The following is a 19,029-nucleotide window of genomic DNA, read 5'->3' on the forward strand; positions in this document are numbered from 1 at the left end:
GAACTAGCGGGCGTCGTCGTGGAGCTCGATCGTGATCTGCTTCGCATCGAGTCTCGCGAGCGCCGTCTCGAGCACCTCGGCATCGAAGGTGCCGTCGTCGCGCGCATCGAGGAGAGCCGATCGCTGGGCGCGGATGCGAGCGAGCGCGCCCCGTCGGTCGGAACGATCGGTCGGGGCATCCGCTGTGACCGAGTCGAGGAAGTCGGCGAGACGCTGCCGTTCGACCTCGAGGGCCGCCGCATCGGGCGTCGACGGCTTGACCCAGCGGATCACCCTCGCGAGGGTTCCGCCCTGGAGCATGAGCGAGAGGGTCGCCACGAGGTAGGCGATGAGCACGAGGAGCGATCGATCGGGTGTCTCCGCCGGCAGCGTTTGAGCCGCCGCGACCGTGACGGCCCCGCGCATGCCCGCCCACACCACAATCGACCCCTCCCGCCACCCGAGGGGTGCGCCGAGGAGGTAGTCGATGTCGGCGACCGACCTGCGCAAGCGCGTCGAGAACCGGGTGAGGTCGCGCTGCGGGCCTGGCGCGCGGATGCCGCGGGGAAACCTCTCGAACACGCCGCTCGCCCGCTCGGGGTCGGCGATCGTCTCCTGCATGTCGGCGATGCGCGGTTTGAGCTGTTCGCCTCGGCGCGCCCGGAGGAACACGCCCCACAGGAGGGGTGTCACGTAGACCGCCCGCAGCACGAGGATGAGCGCGAGCGCCGCGACCGCGATTCCCAGGGCCGCGGCGAAACCCGCGTGATCGCGCTCGACGTCGGTCACGATGACCGAGACGCCGAGCCCCATCGTGAGGAAGACCGCCCCCTCGAGAACGAGCTCGACGGTGCGCCAGTTCTGAGAGTCGGAGAGCCGGTGCTGCGGCGACAGTTCGCGGGGAGCGCGTCTGCCCACCGTGATCCCCGCGACGACCGCGGCGACGAGACCGGATGCGCCGAGCAGCTCGGCCGGGATGGACGCGAGAAACGGAACGGTGAACGAGATCGCGGTGTTGATGGTCGAGTCGCTCACGCGCGAGCGGATCACGAGCGTGAGTCGACCGGCGGCGTAGCCGATGGCGCCCGCGACGAGCACGGCGAAAGCGAACTCGCCGATCGCCGACCAGAACGAGAACGCGGCCGCGACGGCGGCGATGGAGGTGCGGAGGAGCACGAGCGCCGTGGCGTCGTTGAGCAGACTCTCGCCCTCGAGAATGGCGACGACTCGCGGTGACACGGGCGAGCGTTTGACGATGCTCGTTGCGACGGCATCCGTCGGGCTCACGATCGCCCCGAGCGCGATGCCCCACGCGAGCGGGAGGCCGGGAATGACCCACGAGAAGAAGAACCCGAGCGCGATAGCGCTGCCGATGACGAGGACCACCGAGAGGCCGCTGATGCTCGTGAACTCGCGGCGGAAGTTCATCGCCGGCATCGACACCGCCGCCGAGTAGAGGAGGGGCGGGAGGATGCCGGCGAGAATCCACTCGGGCTCGATCTCGATCGCCGGAACGAAGGGCGCGAGGCTCGCGAGCACGCCGATGGTCACGAGCACGAGGGGGGAGGCGACCCCGAATCGCGGGCCGAGAAGCGACGCACCGGCGATCACGAGGAGGCCCACGACGAGCACGATCAACAGCTCCATGTGCCCACCCTGTCATTGCCGGGCCGGATGCGCGCGCCCGCGGAGGGTCAGGCCGCCGACCACCCACCGTCGGAGGCGAGCACGACCCCGTTGATGTTCACTGCGTCGTCGCTCAGTAGGAAGGTGATGGATGCCGCGAGCGCGTCACTCTCGACGGGGTCGGGCATGACCGCCATGCCGTCGCGAACACGGTCCTCGCCGAGTCGAGACGCGAAGGTCGCCTCGATGTTGGTGATGGTCGGTCCCGGGGCCACGGCGTTGATGCGCAGGCCGCTCGGGCCGTACATGAACGCACCGCTCTTGGTGAGCCCGACGACCGCGTGCTTCGACGCGGTGTATGCCGCTCCCGCCGCCGAGCCGCGGAGCGCCGCCTCGGAGGCGACGTTGACGATCGATCCCGTCGCGCGCTCGAGCATTCCGGGGATGACGGCGCGCATGAGCTTCATCGTGCCGTCGACGTTGATCGAGAACACGCGGCGCCACACGGCGTCGGAGATCTCGCCCACGGGGGTCATGTCGTCCATGATGCCGGCGACGTTCGCGAGGGCGTCGATCGGGCCTCCGGCGGCGTCGACGATGCGGGCGATCGCGGCGTCGTCCGTGATGTCGGCGGAGACCGGCACGATGTCGGCGCCGGGGTATTCGGCGACGAACTCCTCGAGTCGCTCGGTCGAGATGTCGACGGCGACGACCCGCCCGCCTTCGCGCGCGACGCGCGACGCGGTGGCGCGGCCGATTCCGGAGCCCGCCCCGGTCACGATCACGGTCTTGCCGGTGAAGCGTCCGGTGTCGATGCGCTCGACCCACTCCGGGCGCTCGACGGTCGGAGGCGCATCGACGGCACCTGCGGCATCCGCTGCGCTGTCTGCGGCCGGGTGCTCGGGAGTGGTTCCGGTGGCGCTCTCCGGGATCTCCCCCGCGTCCACGCGGCGCACGAGGTCATCGATCATCTCGGCGGAGAAACTGCCTTTGCTCAGTTTGACGAGGCGCTTGAGGGCCAAGCGGCTGACGGGGCGCAAGGCGTCCGGGCTCTGACCGGCGTTCGTGAGCATGTCGCGGATGATCGGCCCTCCGACGGGGTGGGCAAGCCAGGTCGCGATCGAGGAGTCGGCGCTGAGCGGGGTGTTCGACGAGGCCATGGGCGGCATCCTTTCTGCGGTGCGGAGGGTGCTCGCGGATGCGGACAACCTTGTCCGGTTTAGGCTACACCCGTGGAAACCGCCGCTCGAAAGAACCGCGGGCCGAGCGCGGGCCCCGACAACCGCCGCGCCCTCATCGTGGCCGCGCGCGAGGTGTTCTCGCTCGAGGGGTTCCATGCTCCGCTGAGCGCCATCGCGCGGCGAGCCGGGGTCGGGCAGGGCAGTCTCTACCGCCACTTTCCCGATCGATTGACGCTCATCGCGGCGATCTTCGACGAGAACATCGCGTCGCTCGAAGTGATCGTCGATCGCGAGTCGAGCACGCTCGACGACTACCTCGCCGAGATCCTCGAGCAGGCCCTCGTGTCGAGCGCGCTCATCGACCTCATGATGCTCGAGCGGTCGGACGACCGCATCCAGCACTTGCGCACGCGCATCACCGCGACGACCGGGCGCATCGTTGCGCGGGAGCGCGCGAGCGGACGCATCCGTGCCGACGCCGCGACCGACGACGTCGTGCTCGCGATCTCGATGTTCGCCGCCCTCATCGCGCGCGTTCCCGAGGCCGAGCGTCGGCACACGGGCGATCGCGCCTGGTCTCTCTTCCACGCCGCCTTCGCGCCCTGACGCCGAGGGCGTAGTTGCACCATTGCTCGCAAAGTGCAAACATGCATCTTATGGATGCGAGTGCAACATCGAACCGGCGCGAGGAGCGGATGCGGCAGACCGCCGCCGCGCTCACGAACGCGTGCCGACGACTCACGGCCGATCGCGGCCTCGCCGGCTTCACGGTCGACGAAGTGTGCGCCGAAGTCGACATCTCCCGCCGCACCTTCTTCAACTACTTCCCGTCGAAAGACGACGCCGTGCTCGGGGTCGACAGCGACGAGGAGTTCGAGGCGCTCACGCGAGCGTTCCTCGAGAAGGGCGCATCGGGCTGGGGCGGCGTCGTCGACGACCTCGTCGACCTCGTCGTCGCGCACTTCGAGAACGCGACGATCGACCTCGCGACCCACCTCGAGTTCATGAGCGCGCTCGAGCGTGAACCCCGCCTGCTCGCCCGCTTCATGGGCATCACCCGCGAGCGCGATCGTCAGGTCGCGGCCTTCGTCGCGCAGCGCGAGGGGGTCGAGCCCACAGACGCGCGCGCGCTCGCCGCCGTCGCGCTGCTGTCGACACTGCTGCGCCAGGCATCCGAGCACCTCTTCGACCCTGCCGACTCCCGCGAGTTCGCCGACATCATCACCGACCTCCTGGCCGCGTTCTGCGCCGTCACCCCGAACACCGCTCCCCGAAAGGCAGCCTCGTGAGTTCCGCGACACGCACCACCACCCCCGCGACCGAAGGGCCGCTCCTCCTCACCCAGCGCCGCATCTGGATCATCTTCGGCGCGCTCATCGCGGGCATGCTGCTCTCGAGCCTCGACCAGACCATCGTGTCGACCGCGATGCCGACGATCGTCGGCCAGCTCGGGGGTGTCGAGCACCAGGTCTGGCTCACAACGGCATACCTCCTCGCGACGACGATCGTCATGCCCGTCTACGGCAAGCTCGGCGACGTGCTCGGCCGGCGCACGCTCTTTCTCGTCGCGATCGCGCTGTTCACCGCCGCCTCGGTCGGGTGCGCTTTCGCGGGCGACTTCTTCACCCTCGTGACGTTCCGCGCGATGCAGGGACTCGGCGGCGGGGGGCTCATCATCCTGTCGCAGGCGATCATCGCCGACATCGTTCCCGCCTCGGAGCGCGGCAAATACCTCGGACCACTCGGCGCCGTGTTCGGTCTCTCCGCGGTCGGCGGTCCGCTACTCGGCGGGTTCTTCGTCGACCACCTCACCTGGCAGTGGGCGTTCTACATCAACATCCCGATCGGCATCGCGGCGTTCGCGGTCGCATGGTTCACGCTCAAGCTGCCCAAGAAGCGCGCGACCCAGCCCATCGACATCCTCGGCATCGCGCTGCTGTCGGTCGCGACGACGTGCCTCATCTTCTTCACCGACTTCGGAGGCAACCAGTCGCACGGCTGGGACGCGATCGAGACCTGGCTCTTCGGAGCCGGACTCGTCGTCGCGGTCGCTCTGTTCATCGTCGTCGAGACGAAGGCGAAAGATCCGATCATCCCGCTCTCGCTGTTCCGCAACCCGATCTTCGTCAACGCGACCGCCATCGGCCTCACCCTCGGACTCGGAATGTTCTCGGCCATCGCGTTCGTGCCCACGTTCCTGCAGATGTCGTCGGGCACGTCGGCCGCGGCATCCGGACTCCTCATGCTCCCGATGATGGCCGGACTCATCGGCACATCGATCGCGTCGGGAATCCTCATCACCCGCACGGGCAAGTACAAGATCTACCCCATCGTCGGCACACTGCTCACGGCGGCGGCGATGGTCGCCATGACGACCCTCACGGCCGAGACGCCGATCTGGCTCATCTGCGTGTTCCTGTTCTTCTTCGGCGCCGGACTCGGGCTCATCATGCAAGTCGTCGTGCTCGTCGTGCAGAACTCGGTCGACGCCTCGCAGCTCGGCACCGCGACGAGCACGAACAACTACTTCCGCGAGGTGGGTGCGGCACTCGGTGTCGCGGTGTTCGGCACGATCTTCACGAACAGGCTCACCTCGAACCTCACGGGGGTCTTCACCGAGGCGGGGGCGAGCTCGGCCGACGCGGCCGCCGCGACATCCACCCTCGATCCCGCCGTGTTGAACGCCCTGCCCGACGCCATTCGCGAGGGAGTGGTCGCGGCCTACGCGGATGCCCTCGCCCCGGTGTTCTGGTACCTGCTGCCGTTCATCGCCATCTCGTTCGTTCTCGCGCTCTTCCTCAAGCAGATCCCGCTGTCGGATGTCGCGGGGCTCGTCGCGCGCGGCGAAGCCGTCGGCGGCGCCGAGGCGGAGGCCCTCGAGTCGGCCCAGCGCGCACCCGCCCCCTCCTCTGTACGCAATTTCCGCGAGGGTACGCCGGATCCGGCGCACCCTCGCGGAAACGAGGGTGACTCGGCGCGGGGCTGAGGCCGGCGAGGCGCTAGTTCGCGGGCCCGGGCCCAGGCCCGGCGCGGGCGAGTCGGGCTAGGAGACGGCGGTCGGTTTAGTCAGGATCCGTCGCGGATGTCGGTGAGGGTCGTCGAGGCGAACGAGACGTCGCTGAACGTCACGACGCATCCCTCGCCGACGGGCGACTGCGCTTCGAATCCGAGCCGCACGGTTGCGCTCGGCTCGGGTGGGTCGAGCGCGAAGGCCCGCACGAGTCGCCAGCGCTCGCCGTCGAGCGACGCGTGGTAGCTGAACACGGCGCCGACGCGGGAGACGCGCAACCAGACGAAGTCGGGGCCGGCGGCGTGCTCGGTCGCAGTTTCGCTCGCGGGCGTGCTCACGGTGTCGCCGCGGTCGACGACGAACGCGTTCGCATCGTCGGCGACCCCGCGGGCGACGACGGAGACGACCATCGGTTCGCGGTCGGGGGAGAACTCGAAGCACAGCTTGCCCCAGTGGTGTTCGTCGAACCACAGCAGCAGCACGCCGGCGTCGAAGGTGTCGACGAAGCCGACACTCACGCGAGCGCTGAACTGGAAATCGCCGGCGGGTGGGTCGCCGAGGAGGGTCGCGGCGTTGAGCTGGGTTTCGGCGTTCGCCTGGGTGCCGCCGCCGGGGTCGACGAAGATGTCGCTGTGCGCGGTCGCGTGCACCGTCACGGTGCCGTCGTCGACGGTCCACGGGGTGTCGTCGGAGGGCGCGAGGTCGAACGGGATGCCGGGAACGGTCACTGTGTCGCTCATCGTGTCCTTTGCGCTCGAGGGGCGGGAGCGGTCATCCGCAGTCCCGCCCTCCCGAATGTACGCAATTTCCGCGAGGGTCGGTGGGATCCGACGTTCGCTCGCGGAAACTGCGTACTTTGGGGGGCGGGGAGTGGGCGGCGGAGGCTAGCGAGACGCGAGGGGGTAGCCGAGGGCCGTCGCGACCTCGCGGTTGTAGAGCCCGCCCTCGTGGGTGCTGAGCCCGGCGGCGAGGGCGGGGTCGGCGTCGACGGCGTCGAGCCAACCGGCATCCGCGATGCGCACCACGTAGGGCAGGGTCGCGTTGGTGAGCGCGTGAGTGGATGTCTGCGCCACGGCGCCGGGCATGTTGGCGACGCAGTAGAAGATCGTGTCGTGCACGCGGAACGTCGGGTCGTCGTGCGTCGTCGGCCGGCTGCCCTCGAAGCATCCGCCCTGATCGATCGCGATGTCGACGAGCACGCTCCCGGGCCTCATCGCGGCGATCATCTCGTCGGTCACGAGCTTGGGGGCGGCGGCGCCGGGAATGAGCACCGACCCGATCACGAGGTCGGCGTCGCGCACGAGCTCGGTGATCGCGTAGCGCGTCGAGACCGCCGTGCCGAGCCCGGGGTAGAGGCTCGCGAGCTGGCGGAGGCGGGGGATCGAGAGGTCGACGACCGTGACGTCGGCCCCCATTCCGCGGGCGTTCGCGGCCGCGTGTTCCCCCGCGACACCGCCCCCGATCACGACGACCTTCGCTCTCGCGGTGCCCGGCACCCCGCCCATGAGTTTGCCGCCCCCACCGTGCGGGCTCATGAGGTGGTACGCGCCGACCTGCGCCGCGAGTCGGCCGGCGACCTCGCTCATGGGGGAGAGCAGCGGGAGGCTGCGGTCGGGCAGTTGCACGGTTTCATAGGCGATGGATGTCGTGCCCGAGGCGAGGAGGGCATCGGTGCACGCGCGCGAGGCGGCGAGGTGCAGGTAGGTGAAGAGCACTTGGCCCGACCGCAGGAGGGGGTATTCGGAGGCGATCGGCTCCTTCACTTTGAGCAGGAGGTCGGCGCTCGCCCACACCTCCTCGGCGGTCTCGACGATCGTCGCGCCCTCGTCGCGGTAGTCGAGATCGGTCACGCCAGCGCCGACGCCTGCGCCGCTCTGGATGCTGACACTGTGCCCTCGACGCACGAGCTCGTGCACTCCGGCGGGGGTGAGTGCCACGCGGCGCTCGTTGTTCTTGACCTCGGTGGGGACGCCGATGAGCATTGCCGTTCCGTTCTCGCGGGGACTGCGGGGAGATATCTGGGTCAAGCATCCGAGATATTCGTTTCGCCGGGGTTTCTTTGATCGAAAATTCTGCTCACGGCCTCGATATCATCGGATTCGATGACGAACCATCCTTCCGTGGGCGGCCAAGCGAACATTGTTCGCCCCCTTGACGAGATCGACCTCGTGCTCGTGTCTGCCCTGCAGGCCGACGCGCGCACCTCGAACGCGCGTCTCGCCGAACTCGCGGGCATCGCGCCGAGCACGTGCCTCACGCGCGTGCGGTCGCTCGTCGATCGCGGCGTCGTGCGCGGTTTCCACGCCGACGTCGACCCGGGGGCGCTCGGCCTCACGCTCGAGGCACTCATCAGCGTCGGCATCCGCTCGGGGGCCCGCAAAGCCATCGCGTCGTTCTCCGACGAGATGCGGGCGCTGCCGGAGGTGGTGCAGGTGTTCTTCCTCGGCGGTTCGGAGGATTTCATCGTGCACGTCGCGACCCGCGACAGCGACCACATCCGCCAGTTCGTCGTCGATCACCTGTCTGCCCACCCTTCGGTGTCGTTCACGCGCACGAGCCTCGTGTTCGAGCACCACGTGCCGCGGCGGATGTGACGTCGGCGGGCCGGGTGCGGATGTGACGTCGGCACTCGCGGGCGGCGACTACCCGGCCGCGACCGCGATCTCGACGGGTGCGCCGTCGAGCTCACCCGTCGAGGTGATCTCGCCCGTCTCGAGGTCGACAGCGTGCACCGAGTCGGTGGCCGGCTCGGTCACGTAGGCGACCGATCCGTTGACCGTGAGTGCGGGGTGAGCGTCTTGCCACTCGACGGGGCCCTCCCACGCTTCGACGACGGGGAACTCGTCGGTGATCTCGCCGGTCTCGACGTCCATGACGTAGAGCGAGCCGTCGGCCGAGAGGATGAGCGCGTCGTCGTCCGGGGTGCGACCCAGGTCGCGGAAGGTGTACTCCACACCCTCGGGCAGCTCGACGACCTGGAGGGTCATCGCCTCGGTGTCGATGAGCGCGACCGCAGACAGCAGGTAGCCCTCGAGGTCGGGGTCGCTCTTGTAGTCGCCGAGCACGATGGGGCTCGTGTCGGTCACGAAGGCGTTGCCCATGCGTCCGTAGCTGTCGGGTGCGGTGAGCTTGGTGATCTCGCCGTCGCTGTAGACGAGCGCGCCGTCTTCGCACCCGAACACGACGGCCTCGTTCATCGCGGTTCCCTCACCGTGAACACCCGGGCACTCCTCGTTCGAGGCGATCTCCTCGCGGTCGGCGTCGAGAACGCGCACGCCGCTGCGACCCTCGGAGTCACCGATCGTGGTGAGCAACGTGCCGTCGTCGAGAACGATCGAGACGCCGTGGTGGGCGTCCGGGGCCTCGACGACCTCCGTCTCGGGCAGGTCGCCGTCGAGGGTCAGCAGGTCGGCGGTCTCGATGATGGTCGTGTCGCTCGTGCCGTCGGCGTAGAGCACGGTCTTGCCGCCGTGACGCACGACGTGGCCCGCGGTGTCGGCCTCGAAGATGAGGTCGGTGAGCTCGGGGTCGGCGGTTTGCGCCGCGCCCGACTCATCGGTCCACGTGCCGGTGTCGAGCAGCTGGAAGCCCTCCGACATGGTCACGAAGACATGGCGTCCGTCGCCCGCGGGGTTCACGCGGGTGAACTCCTCGGTCGAGAACTCGTCGACGACCTCGAGGGTCGTGCCGTCGAGCACGGCGACACCGCCCTCGTAGGTCACGGCGACGCGGGGCTGCGCGTTCGCCGCCGGGGCGCTCGCCGCGTCGTCGCTCGACGAGGAGCTCGAGGTCGAGCATCCGCCGAGCAGAAGAGCGGATGCCGCGAAGACGGCGACGGGAATCGCGGCCTTCGACATGGTGCGTTTTCTCATGGGTTCTGTTTCTTCTATTTTCTGGGGACGCTCAGAGCGAGAGTCCGGTGGCGATGCGCTCGGTATTGATGCGCATCATGGCGAGGTAGCTGTCTGCTCCCTCGTCGGGGGTCGTGAGCGATTCGGTCACGAGTTCTGTGACGGCGACGTCGCGATCGGCTTCGCTCGCGAGCACTTGCACGAGACGATCCGGCTGTGACGATTCGGCGAAGATCGTCGGCACACCCGCCTCGTCGATCGCGGCGACGAGGTCGCGCAGGTCGGAGGCACTCGGTGCGGCGAGAGTCGTGCCGCCCGGGATCACCGCCCCGACGATCCGGAAGTCGAATCGCTCGGCGAGGTAGCCGAAGACGTGATGGTTGGTCACGAGGGCTCGGCGGTCGTCGGGGATGCTCGCGAACGCCTCGGTCATCTCGGCGTCGAGTTCGGCGATCTCGGCGAGGTAGTTCTCCGACGACTCTGCGAGGGTTGCGGCATCCGCTCCCTCGATGTCGGCGAGCACGGGTGTGAGGGCATCGACGATGTCGACGACGCGCTCGGGGTCGGTCCAGACGTGCGGGTCGAGTGCGCCGTTCGCCGACTCGTCGGAGTAGGCGATCGCCTCGAGGTTGTCGCCCGCGACGAAGAGTTCGACACCCTCGGATGCCGCGGTGTCGAGGTGGTGCACGAGACCCTCTTCGAGCCCGAGCCCGTTCGAGACGAGGAGGTCGGCGCTGCGCATCCGCGCGGCCTCCTGCGCGCTGATCTCGAAGGAGTGCGGGTCGGCGCCGTGCGGCATGAGGGTCACGACCTCGAACTCGTCTGCCGCGACCTCCTGCACGATGTCTCCGAGGATGTTGGTCGTGACGACGATGAGCGGCCGGTCGTCGGACTCGGTCGAGCACCCCGTCATGCCCGCGGTGAGAGCGAGGGTGACGGATGCTGCGGCGAACCGTGCGGCCCTCATCGCCCGGTCTCCGCGAGGAAGAGCGGTGCACGGTCGGTCTCGAAGGTGCGCGAGACGCGGGCGTCGTCGGCGAAGTCGATCTCGTAGAGCAGGTTCTCGGCGGGGCCGTTGAGGTAGGCGCGTTGCTGGTCGGCGACGAGCGTCGCTCCGGCGAGGAGGCTCGGGTCGGCGGTCGTCTCGTCGAGCAGCGGCGCGGTCTCCGAGAGGAGCTCGCCGCTCTCGCCGCTCAGCACGAGCACTCGTCCGTCGTCGGTGAGCGCGAGCACGTGGCCGTCGGCATCGTCGACCGCGGTCACCTGCTGCAGGGGTCTCTCGGCGTCGATGAGTTTCCATGACTGCTCCCGTGTGTCGAGCATCCAGAACGAGGTCGGCCCGGCGAGTCCCGCGACGGAGGGGCGGCCCTCGCGATTGGCGAAGGAGGTCGCGGCGGGTGCCGTCGTGCCGTCGGGGTGGTCGATGCGGGTCAGGTCGGCGACGCCGTCGTCGGTGGGGATGGCGAGCACCGCGCCGTCGGCGCATCCGACCACCGTGCCGACGACGGTCTCGATGGATCCGCTCGCGGCGGTGCAGTCGATCGACTCGATCGTCTCGCCGTCGGCGTTGAGAAGATCGACGTGGTTCGCGCTCTCGCCCTCGGCGTCGGCCCGGGTGACGAGGGCGCCCGTGCCGACGCCCGCGATGAGACCGGTGTGCGGCGTCGTCTCGACGCGGAGGCGCTCGGTCATGTCGCCGTCGGCGAGGCCGGCGGTCTCGAAGAGCACGGCCTCACCCGACCCGGTGAAGAACACGCCCGTCGTCGCCGTTCCCGGCGAGAAGGTCGCCTCGCCCCCGCCGTCGCTCTCGAGGGTGCCGACCTCCCGCGGGGTGCCGCGGTAGTAGTGGAAGTGGTCGATGTGGCTCCACGTCCAGTAGCCGCTGTCGACGACATCCACAGTTCCCGCGCTCGAAGAGGCGGCGAAGAGAAAGCGGCCGTCGGTCGCCGTGCTCGTGACGCCGTCGAGGGAGCCGAGCTCGTCGACCGACTCGTCGAGCAGATCGAGCTGCTGCACGGTGCCGTCGTCGCCGACGGTCAGCAGGTGGAGCGGCGGTTCGGCGACCTCCTGGGCGCCCGCGATCGCGCCGTGACCGTCGCCGATCACCCCATCGGATGCTGTCGGGGCGGGGGATCCCGACGGGTCGGCGTCGGCGCAGCCCGCGAGTGCGGTCGCGGTCAGCAGGGTGAGGGCGATCGCGGCGGGAGCGAATGCCGCGCGATGCGGGGAGTGGTGAGGGGGACGGGACATCAGGAGGTGCTTTCTGGGGATAGAGCGCGGGAACGGAGATCGGGGGAGGGCATGCTCAGTCGCGCCGAGCGGCGGGTGTCGGAGACGGCGCGCACGAGAGCCGAGAGCGCGGCGGCGGCGATCGCGGTCGCCGCGATCGACGCGCCGGCGGCTGTTCCGACATGCCAGGAGACGGTGAGGCCGATGACGACGCAGGCCACCCCGATGAGCGCGGCGATCGCCATGGTCGAGTGGATGCGCCGCGTCCAGCGGCCCGCCGCGACGACCGGGCCGAGGAGCATGCCGACCACGAGCAGCGAGCCGACCGACTGGTAGGCGGCGACGACCGCGAGGGTGACGAGACCGACGAGCACGACCTGAGCGGCCCGCGGGTGCATGCCGAGCATCCGCGCCTGACGCGGGTCGAGGGTGAGCGCGACGAACGCGCGGTGGAACACGACGATGGCGACGAGCGCGACGCCGAGCGCGAGGGTGAGCGCGACGAGGTCGGCGGGCGTGATGGCGAGCACGTCGCCGAAGAGGATCGCCGTGGCATCCGTCGCGAAGCTGCGCGAGGCCGAGATGATGATGACACCGGCCGCGAGGCTCGCGACGAAGAGCAGACCGATGCTCGTGTCGGCGGAGAGGCGCCCGCGACGCTGCACCGCGCCGATTCCGATCGCCATCGCGGTCGCGCTCACGGCGGCGCCGAGGAGCACGGGCATGCCGAGGAGGGTCGCGAGCGCGACCCCGGGGAGCATCCCGTGCGCCATGGCCTCACCGAGGAACGCCATGCCCCGCACGACGACCCACGTGCCGACGAGCGCGCACAGCACGGCGGCGAGCGCTCCGCCGAGGAGCGCTCGCAGCATGAAGTCCGTCTGAAACGGCTCGATGATCCACAGCACGTCGGACACCGTACACGATGTTGAGAATCGTTATCAGTAGGTACGATGCCGTCATGCAGTCCGCAGAATCACCACCCGTCGATCGAACCGACGACCCTCCGACCGACGGTGGTGCGCTCGGTGATCGCGACGCTTTCCATGGGCTTCGTGCGCCCTGTGCCCCCAGCGATCGCGCCACTGCCCTCGTTCATGCGACCGGGCTGACCTTCGACTACGGGGGCGTCGGCGTGCTGCACGGTGTCGACCTCACGGTGCTCCCCGGGGAGATCGTGGCGCTCACGGGGGCGAACGGATCGGGCAAATCGACGCTCCTGTCGCTCATCGCGGGCCTCGAGCAGCCTCGCTCGGGAACCCTCGTCCGACCTGCCGGATCGCGCGTCGCCGTCGTGTTTCAAGCCACCCCCGTTCCCGAGACGCTGCCGCTCACGGTCGAGGAGGTCGTCGCGATGGGGCGGTGGCCATCGGCGGGCCTCTGGCGACCGCTCGGCAGGCGCGATCGCGCCATCGTCGACGAGAGCATCCGCGACCTCGGGCTCGCAGGCATCCGCTCCCGGTCGATGATTGAGGTCTCGGGCGGGCAGCGGCAGCGGGCGTTCGTGGCGCAGGGCCTCGCGCGCCGCGCCGACCTCCTGCTTCTCGACGAACCGATGACGGCCCTCGATGCCGAGACACGCGCCGCCGTCGGGAGCGCCGTGCGCGCGGCAGCGGGGAGGGGAGCCGGAGTGTGCCTCGTGACCCACGATGCGGATGCTGCGGCACTCGCGCATCGCGTCGTGCGGCTCGAGGGGGGCCGGGTCGCGGATGTCGCGGCGGCGGGCCGCGAGTAGGAGTCGGCGTTCGACGCGCCGCGCGAGCATCCGCGACCCGGCGTGTCTGCTGCCGGCTCCTACTTCGCGCTCCGAAACCCGCGCGGGGACGTGCGCGTGATGCGTCCCCGGACGGGCCCCGGCTTACCGCACCGTCACGCGCAGGGGAGCGCTCGCCGTGCTTCCCGCCGCATTCTCGAACTCGACGACGTACTCGTGGGTGCCCCGCGGGCGATCGGTGAGCGGCACGCGCACGATCTGCGCTCCGGGGGTCGCTGCGGCGAGGTCGCCCTCGTCGACGACGACACCGTTCTCGAGCACGCGATACGAGCTGGCGTTCGTGCCCCACCACATCGACGCGGTCACGGTGTAGTCGCCGTCGCGGTCGTTGTTGTCGTGCGAGAGTCTGGGTGTCCCTGGGTTCGCATCCGTGACTCGCACCGTGAGCGGGGCGAGCTCGGTGACCCCCTTCGAGTTTTCGAGCTCCGCGGTGTAGGTGTAGGTGCCGTTCGGCTTGCCGGTCACGTCGATCGCCGCGCGCTGCGCGCGGACCCCGTCGTAGTCGAGAGCGACCGTGTCGATCAGGTCGCCGTTCTCGAACACGCGCAGCACTGAGGCGTTCTCGCCCCACCACATGTTCATGCTCACGGTGAACGACCCGTCGTGGAGCCCGGTGTCCCAGCCGTTGTTGTGTGTCAGCGTTCCGCGGGCGGGAGCGGCGACAGCATCATCGACGATCGGCTCAGGCTCAGGCTCAGGCTCGACATCCGGAGCTGGAAGGCTCACGAGCGAGAGGTCGTCGATCGATCCCCAGGCGGCAGCGGGAAGGGATCCGCTCACCGTCACGGTGACCGTCTCGCCTTCCGCCACCGTCACGGCGGCGGTGGTCGGGGTCGACCAGTTGCGCCAGCCGTTCAGCTCGAAGGCCGCACTCTCGCTCGCACCGCCGCTCGTCGACACACTGATGTCGACCCGGCCGGTGTCGCCTTCGCCGTCACCCTGCACGGCTCCGCTCGCCTCGTAGCGACCGGCGGGCAGATTGGAGACGGTCTGACTGAGGGTGAACTCGTAGGCGTCGGCCGAGTAGAAGTGGGCAGACCGCGACCCGGTGCGCGGGTCGTCGGTCGCGCGGACACGCAGTGCCGGCCCCGTCGCGAGCCACATGCTCGCGTCGGCGTCTTCGAACGACGGGTTGAGTAGGCGGTTGATCGCGCTGACGACGACGTCGGCGCGGGTGTCGAGCCCCGCCGACGTCACCCCCGCGATGCGGTACTCGCCGCGACCGTCGATGACCGAGGTGTCGCCCCAGGTCACGGTCTGCTCCTCGGTCGACCCGTCGTTGTAGGTCACCGTGACGGTCTCGGGCAGCGCCACCGTCGTGCCCTCGTCGACCGAGATCGACACGGTCTCGACCGATTCCACGGCGCGCGGGGCCACGGCGCCCGTGCGGGCGTAGGAGAACACGTTGAGGCTCTCGAGAGCGGTGCCGTCGTGGGCGAAGAGCGCCTGGTTGTCCCACGCCGACCCGCCGAACCACTCGCCTGCGTCGTCGGGGTCGTACTCTCCCGCGAAACTCGACGCCCAGCCCGAGCCGTCGCGCTCCCACAGAACACGGTTCTGCTCGACCTGCTCGGGGGGACCGACGGGCAGCCAGGCCGGCTCCCAGTAGTAGACGCCTATCCCCGCGTCGCCGACATCCGTGACCGCTTGCATGACGTCGCGAACGGCTGTGGCCTGCCCCTGCACGCTCACGGGATACTGCGTCGCCTCCGACGGGAGGTCGACGACGTTGCCGTGACCGTCCCCGTCGTCGAGCGTGTAGGCCCACGAGGTCTCGGCGACCATAACCTGTTTGTCGTAGGTCTCGGCGACATCGGTCAGCACGCTCGTGAGGTTGTCGAAGGTGCCGTGCCAGAACGGGTAGTACGACGACGCGAAGACGTCGTAGTCGACGTCGCGCGAGTCGAGATTCGCGGCGTAACCGGCGTAGCGGCCGGATGTCTCGGGGTTGGTGAAGTGCACGGCCACGAGTGCTTCGGGGTAGACCTCCCGCACCGCGGCCGAGCCCGCCGAGAAGATCCCCGCCATGGCGTCCCAGTTCGTCTCGCCCGCGACCGCCCCGTTGGTCTCGTTACCCACTTGCACCATGCGCACATCTACGCCCGCGGCATCCATGCGCTCGAGGGCGTCGGTGGTGAAGTCGCCGGTCGCGTCCGCTTTCTCTGCGGCGGTCAAACCCTCCCACGCTTTCGGGGCCTGCTGTTTGGCGGGGTCGGCCCAGAAGTCGGAGTAGTGGAAGTCGACGAGCACGCGCAAGCCGGCCGCGGTCGCGCGCTCGCCGATCTCGATCGCGGTGTCGACGTCGTTGTCGCCGCCACCGTAGCCGTTGCCCTCGCTGTCGTACGGGTCGTTCCACACCCTCACGCGCACGTCGGTCACGTCGGAGTCGGCGAGCAACTCGAAGAGGTCGGTCGGGTCGCCGCTCGCGTCGCGGAAGACGACACCCGAGCGTTCTAGGGCGACGACCGAAGAGACATCCACGCCGTTGATGAAGTCGTCGGCGAGGCCGTCGACGGCGTCGACGACGATGCCCGCCTCCACGGGGCCGTCAGCGGAAGCGCCGCCGTCAGCCCCACCGCCGTCGCCGTTCTTCGGGGCGGCGACACTGGCGGCGGGAACCGCGAGTGCTCCGAGCACGAGAGCCGCAGCGGCGAGGGTCGCGCCGGCTCTGACACTGGCACCCCCCGACACTCGGCGAGACCACACTGTCTGCATTGTTCGTCCTGTTCGTCGGCGCGACGCGTGCCGCGCACGTCTCCCGCACCGGTCGGCGCGGGAGGGGTGTCACACGGTGTTCTCCGCTGATGGTGAGGCCGGAGGCATCCGTTATCCCTTGACCGAGCCGGCGGTGAGCCCGCCGACGATGTAGCGCTGCAGCGCGAGGAACAGCGCGAGCACGGGGATCGCGGCGATCACGGTTCCCGCGGCGAAGAGCCCCCATCGCGACGTGAGCTGGTTCGACACCCACTGGTACATCCCGACCGCGAGGGTCCAGTTGTCTTCGGAGACGAGGATGATGCGGGCGAGGATGTAGTCGCCGAACGCGGCCACGAACGCGAGGAGTGCCACCACGGCGAGGATCGGCGTGACGAGCGGCATGATGAGCCGCCAGAAGATCTGCGCGTGGGTCGCGCCGTCGATGCGTGCCGACTCGTCGATCTCGATGGGGATCGTGTTGAAGAAGCCGTACATGAGGAACGTGTTGGTTCCGAGGGCGCCGCCGAGATACACGCAGATGAGGGCGAGCTTCGAGTTGATGCCGAGGGAGGGCACGGTCTCGCCGATCGCGAGGAGCATGAGGAAGATCGCGACGAACGCGAGCGCCTGGGGGAACATCTGGATGATGAGAAGGCCCGTGAGGCTCGCGCGTCGCCCCGAGAAACGGAACCGCGAGAACGCGTATGCCGCGGCCGCCCCCATGATCACGGCACCGATCGACGAGATGCCGCCGATGAGCAGGGTGTTGCTCGCCCACGTCCAGTAGGTCGTGTCGCCGAGTGCTGCGAAGTTGCTGAAGTCGATCGCGCTGAACAGTGACGAGCTGCCCGCGAGACTGCCGCGCGGATTGAGCGAGGCCGACACGACGTAGAGCAGCGGGAACGTCGCGTAGACGATCACGAGGATCGCGACGGGATACTTCCACCCGACGTCGAGGAGGTAGCGACGCCGGCGGGCGGCTGCGCGGTCCGGTCTGGCGACTGTGGTGCTCACTGGAACTCCTCGAGCTTGCGGGTCTGGCGGAAGGCGATCGCGGAGATGATGCCGATCACGACGAAGACGACGATCGAGAGCGCGCTCGCGAGGCCGTAGTCGGCGGCACCGCCCGAGACTCCCGAGATGTCGTAGATGGCCGAGATGAGGATGTCGGTCGACCCGAGTGCATACGGTGCCCCCGGTATCGCGGGCCCCCCGTTGTTGAACATGTAGATGACGGTGAAGTTGTTGAAACTGAAGGCGAACGAGGCGATTGCGAGGGGTGCCGTCGCGACGAGCAGGAGCGGCAGGATGATCGACCTGAGAACCCGACCTCGGCCGGCGCCGTCGATCGACGCGGCCTCGAGGGTGTCGCCCGGGAGCGCTTGCAGGGCCCCCGTGCACACGAGGAACCAGTACGGATAGCTCAACCACACGTTGACCCACAGCACCGCCATGCGCGCGAGCCACGGATCACCGAGCCAGTTGATGTCGGCGCCGAAGAAGAAGAGGTCGTTGATGACACCGAACTCGGGGTTGAACATGCCGCGGAAGAGCAGCGCCGACATGAACGCCGGGAACGCGTACGGGAGGATGAAGAGGGTGCGGAGGAACTTGCGCGCGCGCACCCGGGGGTCGTTGAAGACGAGGGCGACGAGGAGCCCGATCGCGAAGCTGATGCCGACCGAGAGGATCGCGAAGGCGAACGTCCAGCCCGTGACCATGAGGAGGGGCTGTGCGAGGTCGGCGTTGGCGAAGAGGCGCAGGAAGTTGTCGAAGCCGACGTTGACGTACCACCCGGTGGGGAGTTCGGTTCCGTCGTCGGCGACGAAGCGGCCATCCTCGGTGGCGGTGTAGACGGTGCCAGACGCGGTGTCGCTGATGGTCTGCCCCGCTTCGTCCCACACGAGGGTCGAGGTGTAGACGGCACCCGTCGTGCCGTCGCGAGTGCGGACCGATCCGTCGTTGGGGTCGTCGGAGACCGGAACGCGCAGCTCGGCGACCTCCTGCTGCAGTGCCGTGTCGGTGAGGAGTTGGGCTCGGGGGATAACCGACCATCCGGGCACCTCCGTGGGTGCGCCCGACGACCCGAGGGTCGCGCCGTCGACCGCGGCGAGCCCGCTCTCGGCCGAGCCGACCTGCACGCCGCCCGTGTCGTCGGCGATCGCGAGCCCGAGCTCGCCGAGCCGTTCGACGACGGCCATCGGATAGGTGGGGGAGCTGTCGACGCGGCGTTCGCCCTGGATGAGGGTGGCCTCGACCGCTTGCTGCTGGGTTCCGGCGTGCCCGCTCCCGTAGTTCGTGAACGCGATGTAGGCGGTGTAGCCGAAGATGAAGATCTGGAACACGGCGAGGAAGGCGAGCCCCGGCAGCAGGTATTTGAGGGGCAGCGCGCGCTTGGTGAAGTAGACGATGTCGGCGACGATGACGAGGCCCGCGGCCACCCCGAGCACGACCCAGGATTCGGCCGCGAAGGCCGAGAGCACCGTCATGACGCCGAGGGCGTTGACGATCGCCATGATGAGGAGCTTCACGAGGAAGCCCCAGCCCGCCCCGCGCCACTGACGTGAGTGCGCTTCGCGGGGTCGACCGCCGCGGGGCGGCGGTTCGACTGCCTCGTTCGCGACCTCGGTCAGCGGTTTCGCCGAGTTCATTGTCATGCGGAGAACCTCTCGTCGGGCTCGA

16 protein-coding genes are annotated in these 19,029 nt (G+C 69.2%); 5 read left to right on the forward strand and 11 right to left on the reverse strand.

Annotated elements, in window-relative coordinates; genetic code table 11:
• Window positions 1-3: 3 nt before the first annotated feature.
• Entirely contained in the window at window positions 4-1,626 is a 1,623-nt protein-coding gene (locus tag ACLHIH_RS10265) for a cation:proton antiporter (RefSeq protein ID WP_411316699.1), read from the reverse strand.
• 47 nt (window positions 1,627-1,673) lie between these two features.
• On the reverse strand, window positions 1,674-2,765 hold the full coding sequence (locus ACLHIH_RS10270) for an SDR family NAD(P)-dependent oxidoreductase (protein ID WP_411316700.1): 1,092 nt from the start codon (window positions 2,763-2,765) through the stop codon (window positions 1,674-1,676).
• A gap of 72 nt (window positions 2,766-2,837) precedes the next feature.
• On the opposite strand from ACLHIH_RS10270, the gene ACLHIH_RS10275 reads away from it, so the two are divergent.
• From ACLHIH_RS10275 to ACLHIH_RS10285, 3 genes are read left to right on the forward strand one after another with little or no spacing between them, the layout of a single operon-like run.
• Entirely contained in the window at window positions 2,838-3,392 is a 555-nt protein-coding gene (locus ACLHIH_RS10275; protein WP_411316701.1) for a TetR/AcrR family transcriptional regulator, read from the forward strand.
• A 50-nt stretch (window positions 3,393-3,442) separates the two neighbouring features.
• A complete protein-coding gene (locus ACLHIH_RS10280; protein WP_411316702.1) occupies window positions 3,443-4,075 on the forward strand; it encodes a TetR family transcriptional regulator in 633 nt (210 codons plus the stop codon).
• Window positions 4,072-5,772: a DHA2 family efflux MFS transporter permease subunit gene (locus ACLHIH_RS10285; RefSeq protein WP_411316703.1), complete on the forward strand. Its 1,701-nt coding sequence runs from the start codon at window positions 4,072-4,074 to the stop codon at window positions 5,770-5,772. Before ACLHIH_RS10280 ends, ACLHIH_RS10285 begins: the two co-directional genes overlap by 4 nt.
• An 80-nt stretch (window positions 5,773-5,852) precedes the next feature.
• Here the strand turns inward: ACLHIH_RS10285 and ACLHIH_RS10290 are convergent, their stop codons facing one another.
• Complete coding sequence (locus ACLHIH_RS10290; RefSeq protein WP_411316704.1) at window positions 5,853-6,536, reverse strand: DUF1349 domain-containing protein; 684 nt, start codon at window positions 6,534-6,536, stop codon at window positions 5,853-5,855.
• A 144-nt stretch (window positions 6,537-6,680) separates the two neighbouring features.
• Complete coding sequence (gene ald, locus ACLHIH_RS10295) at window positions 6,681-7,778, reverse strand: alanine dehydrogenase (protein ID WP_411316705.1); 1,098 nt, start codon at window positions 7,776-7,778, stop codon at window positions 6,681-6,683.
• 120 nt (window positions 7,779-7,898) lie between these two features.
• On the opposite strand from ald, the gene ACLHIH_RS10300 reads away from it, so the two are divergent.
• Complete coding sequence (locus ACLHIH_RS10300; RefSeq protein ID WP_411316706.1) at window positions 7,899-8,390, forward strand: Lrp/AsnC family transcriptional regulator; 492 nt, start codon at window positions 7,899-7,901, stop codon at window positions 8,388-8,390.
• A gap of 48 nt (window positions 8,391-8,438) precedes the next feature.
• On the opposite strand, the gene aztD is transcribed toward ACLHIH_RS10300, so the two are convergent.
• The 4 genes from aztD to aztB are packed head-to-tail and all read right to left on the reverse strand — an operon-like array spanning window position 8,439 to window position 12,784.
• On the reverse strand, window positions 8,439-9,668 hold the full coding sequence (gene aztD, locus ACLHIH_RS10305; RefSeq protein ID WP_411316707.1) for a zinc metallochaperone AztD: 1,230 nt from the start codon (window positions 9,666-9,668) through the stop codon (window positions 8,439-8,441).
• Window positions 9,669-9,699: 31 nt separating this feature from the next.
• Window positions 9,700-10,614, reverse strand: a complete 915-nt coding sequence (aztC, locus tag ACLHIH_RS10310; RefSeq protein ID WP_411316708.1) for a zinc ABC transporter substrate-binding protein AztC — start codon at window positions 10,612-10,614, stop codon at window positions 9,700-9,702.
• A complete protein-coding gene (locus ACLHIH_RS10315; RefSeq protein WP_411316709.1) occupies window positions 10,611-11,897 on the reverse strand; it encodes an ABC transporter in 1,287 nt (428 codons plus the stop codon). Before ACLHIH_RS10315 ends, aztC begins: the two co-directional genes overlap by 4 nt.
• Window positions 11,897-12,784: a zinc ABC transporter permease AztB gene (gene aztB, locus ACLHIH_RS10320; protein WP_411316710.1), complete on the reverse strand. Its 888-nt coding sequence runs from the start codon at window positions 12,782-12,784 to the stop codon at window positions 11,897-11,899. Before aztB ends, ACLHIH_RS10315 begins: the two co-directional genes overlap by 1 nt.
• Window positions 12,785-12,837: 53 nt before the next feature.
• Between aztB and aztA the strand changes: the two genes are divergently transcribed.
• Window positions 12,838-13,611: a zinc ABC transporter ATP-binding protein AztA gene (gene aztA, locus ACLHIH_RS10325; protein ID WP_411316711.1), complete on the forward strand. Its 774-nt coding sequence runs from the start codon at window positions 12,838-12,840 to the stop codon at window positions 13,609-13,611.
• A gap of 123 nt (window positions 13,612-13,734) precedes the next feature.
• On the opposite strand, the gene ACLHIH_RS10330 is transcribed toward aztA, so the two are convergent.
• The 3 genes from ACLHIH_RS10330 to ACLHIH_RS10340 form a co-directional block, all read right to left on the reverse strand.
• On the reverse strand, window positions 13,735-16,356 hold the full coding sequence (locus tag ACLHIH_RS10330) for a glycosyl hydrolase 53 family protein (protein ID WP_411316712.1): 2,622 nt from the start codon (window positions 16,354-16,356) through the stop codon (window positions 13,735-13,737).
• Window positions 16,357-16,476: 120 nt separating this feature from the next.
• Entirely contained in the window at window positions 16,477-17,361 is an 885-nt protein-coding gene (locus tag ACLHIH_RS10335) for a sugar ABC transporter permease (RefSeq protein WP_411316713.1), read from the reverse strand.
• Window positions 17,358-19,004, reverse strand: coding sequence for an ABC transporter permease subunit (locus ACLHIH_RS10340; RefSeq protein WP_411316714.1), 1,647 nt, complete (start codon window positions 19,002-19,004; stop codon window positions 17,358-17,360). Before ACLHIH_RS10340 ends, ACLHIH_RS10335 begins: the two co-directional genes overlap by 4 nt.
• Window positions 19,005-19,029 lie beyond the last annotated feature (25 nt).

The sequence above is a fragment of the Marisediminicola sp. LYQ134 genome (assembly GCF_046599635.1).
GTDB lineage: Bacteria > Actinomycetota > Actinomycetes > Actinomycetales > Microbacteriaceae > Marisediminicola.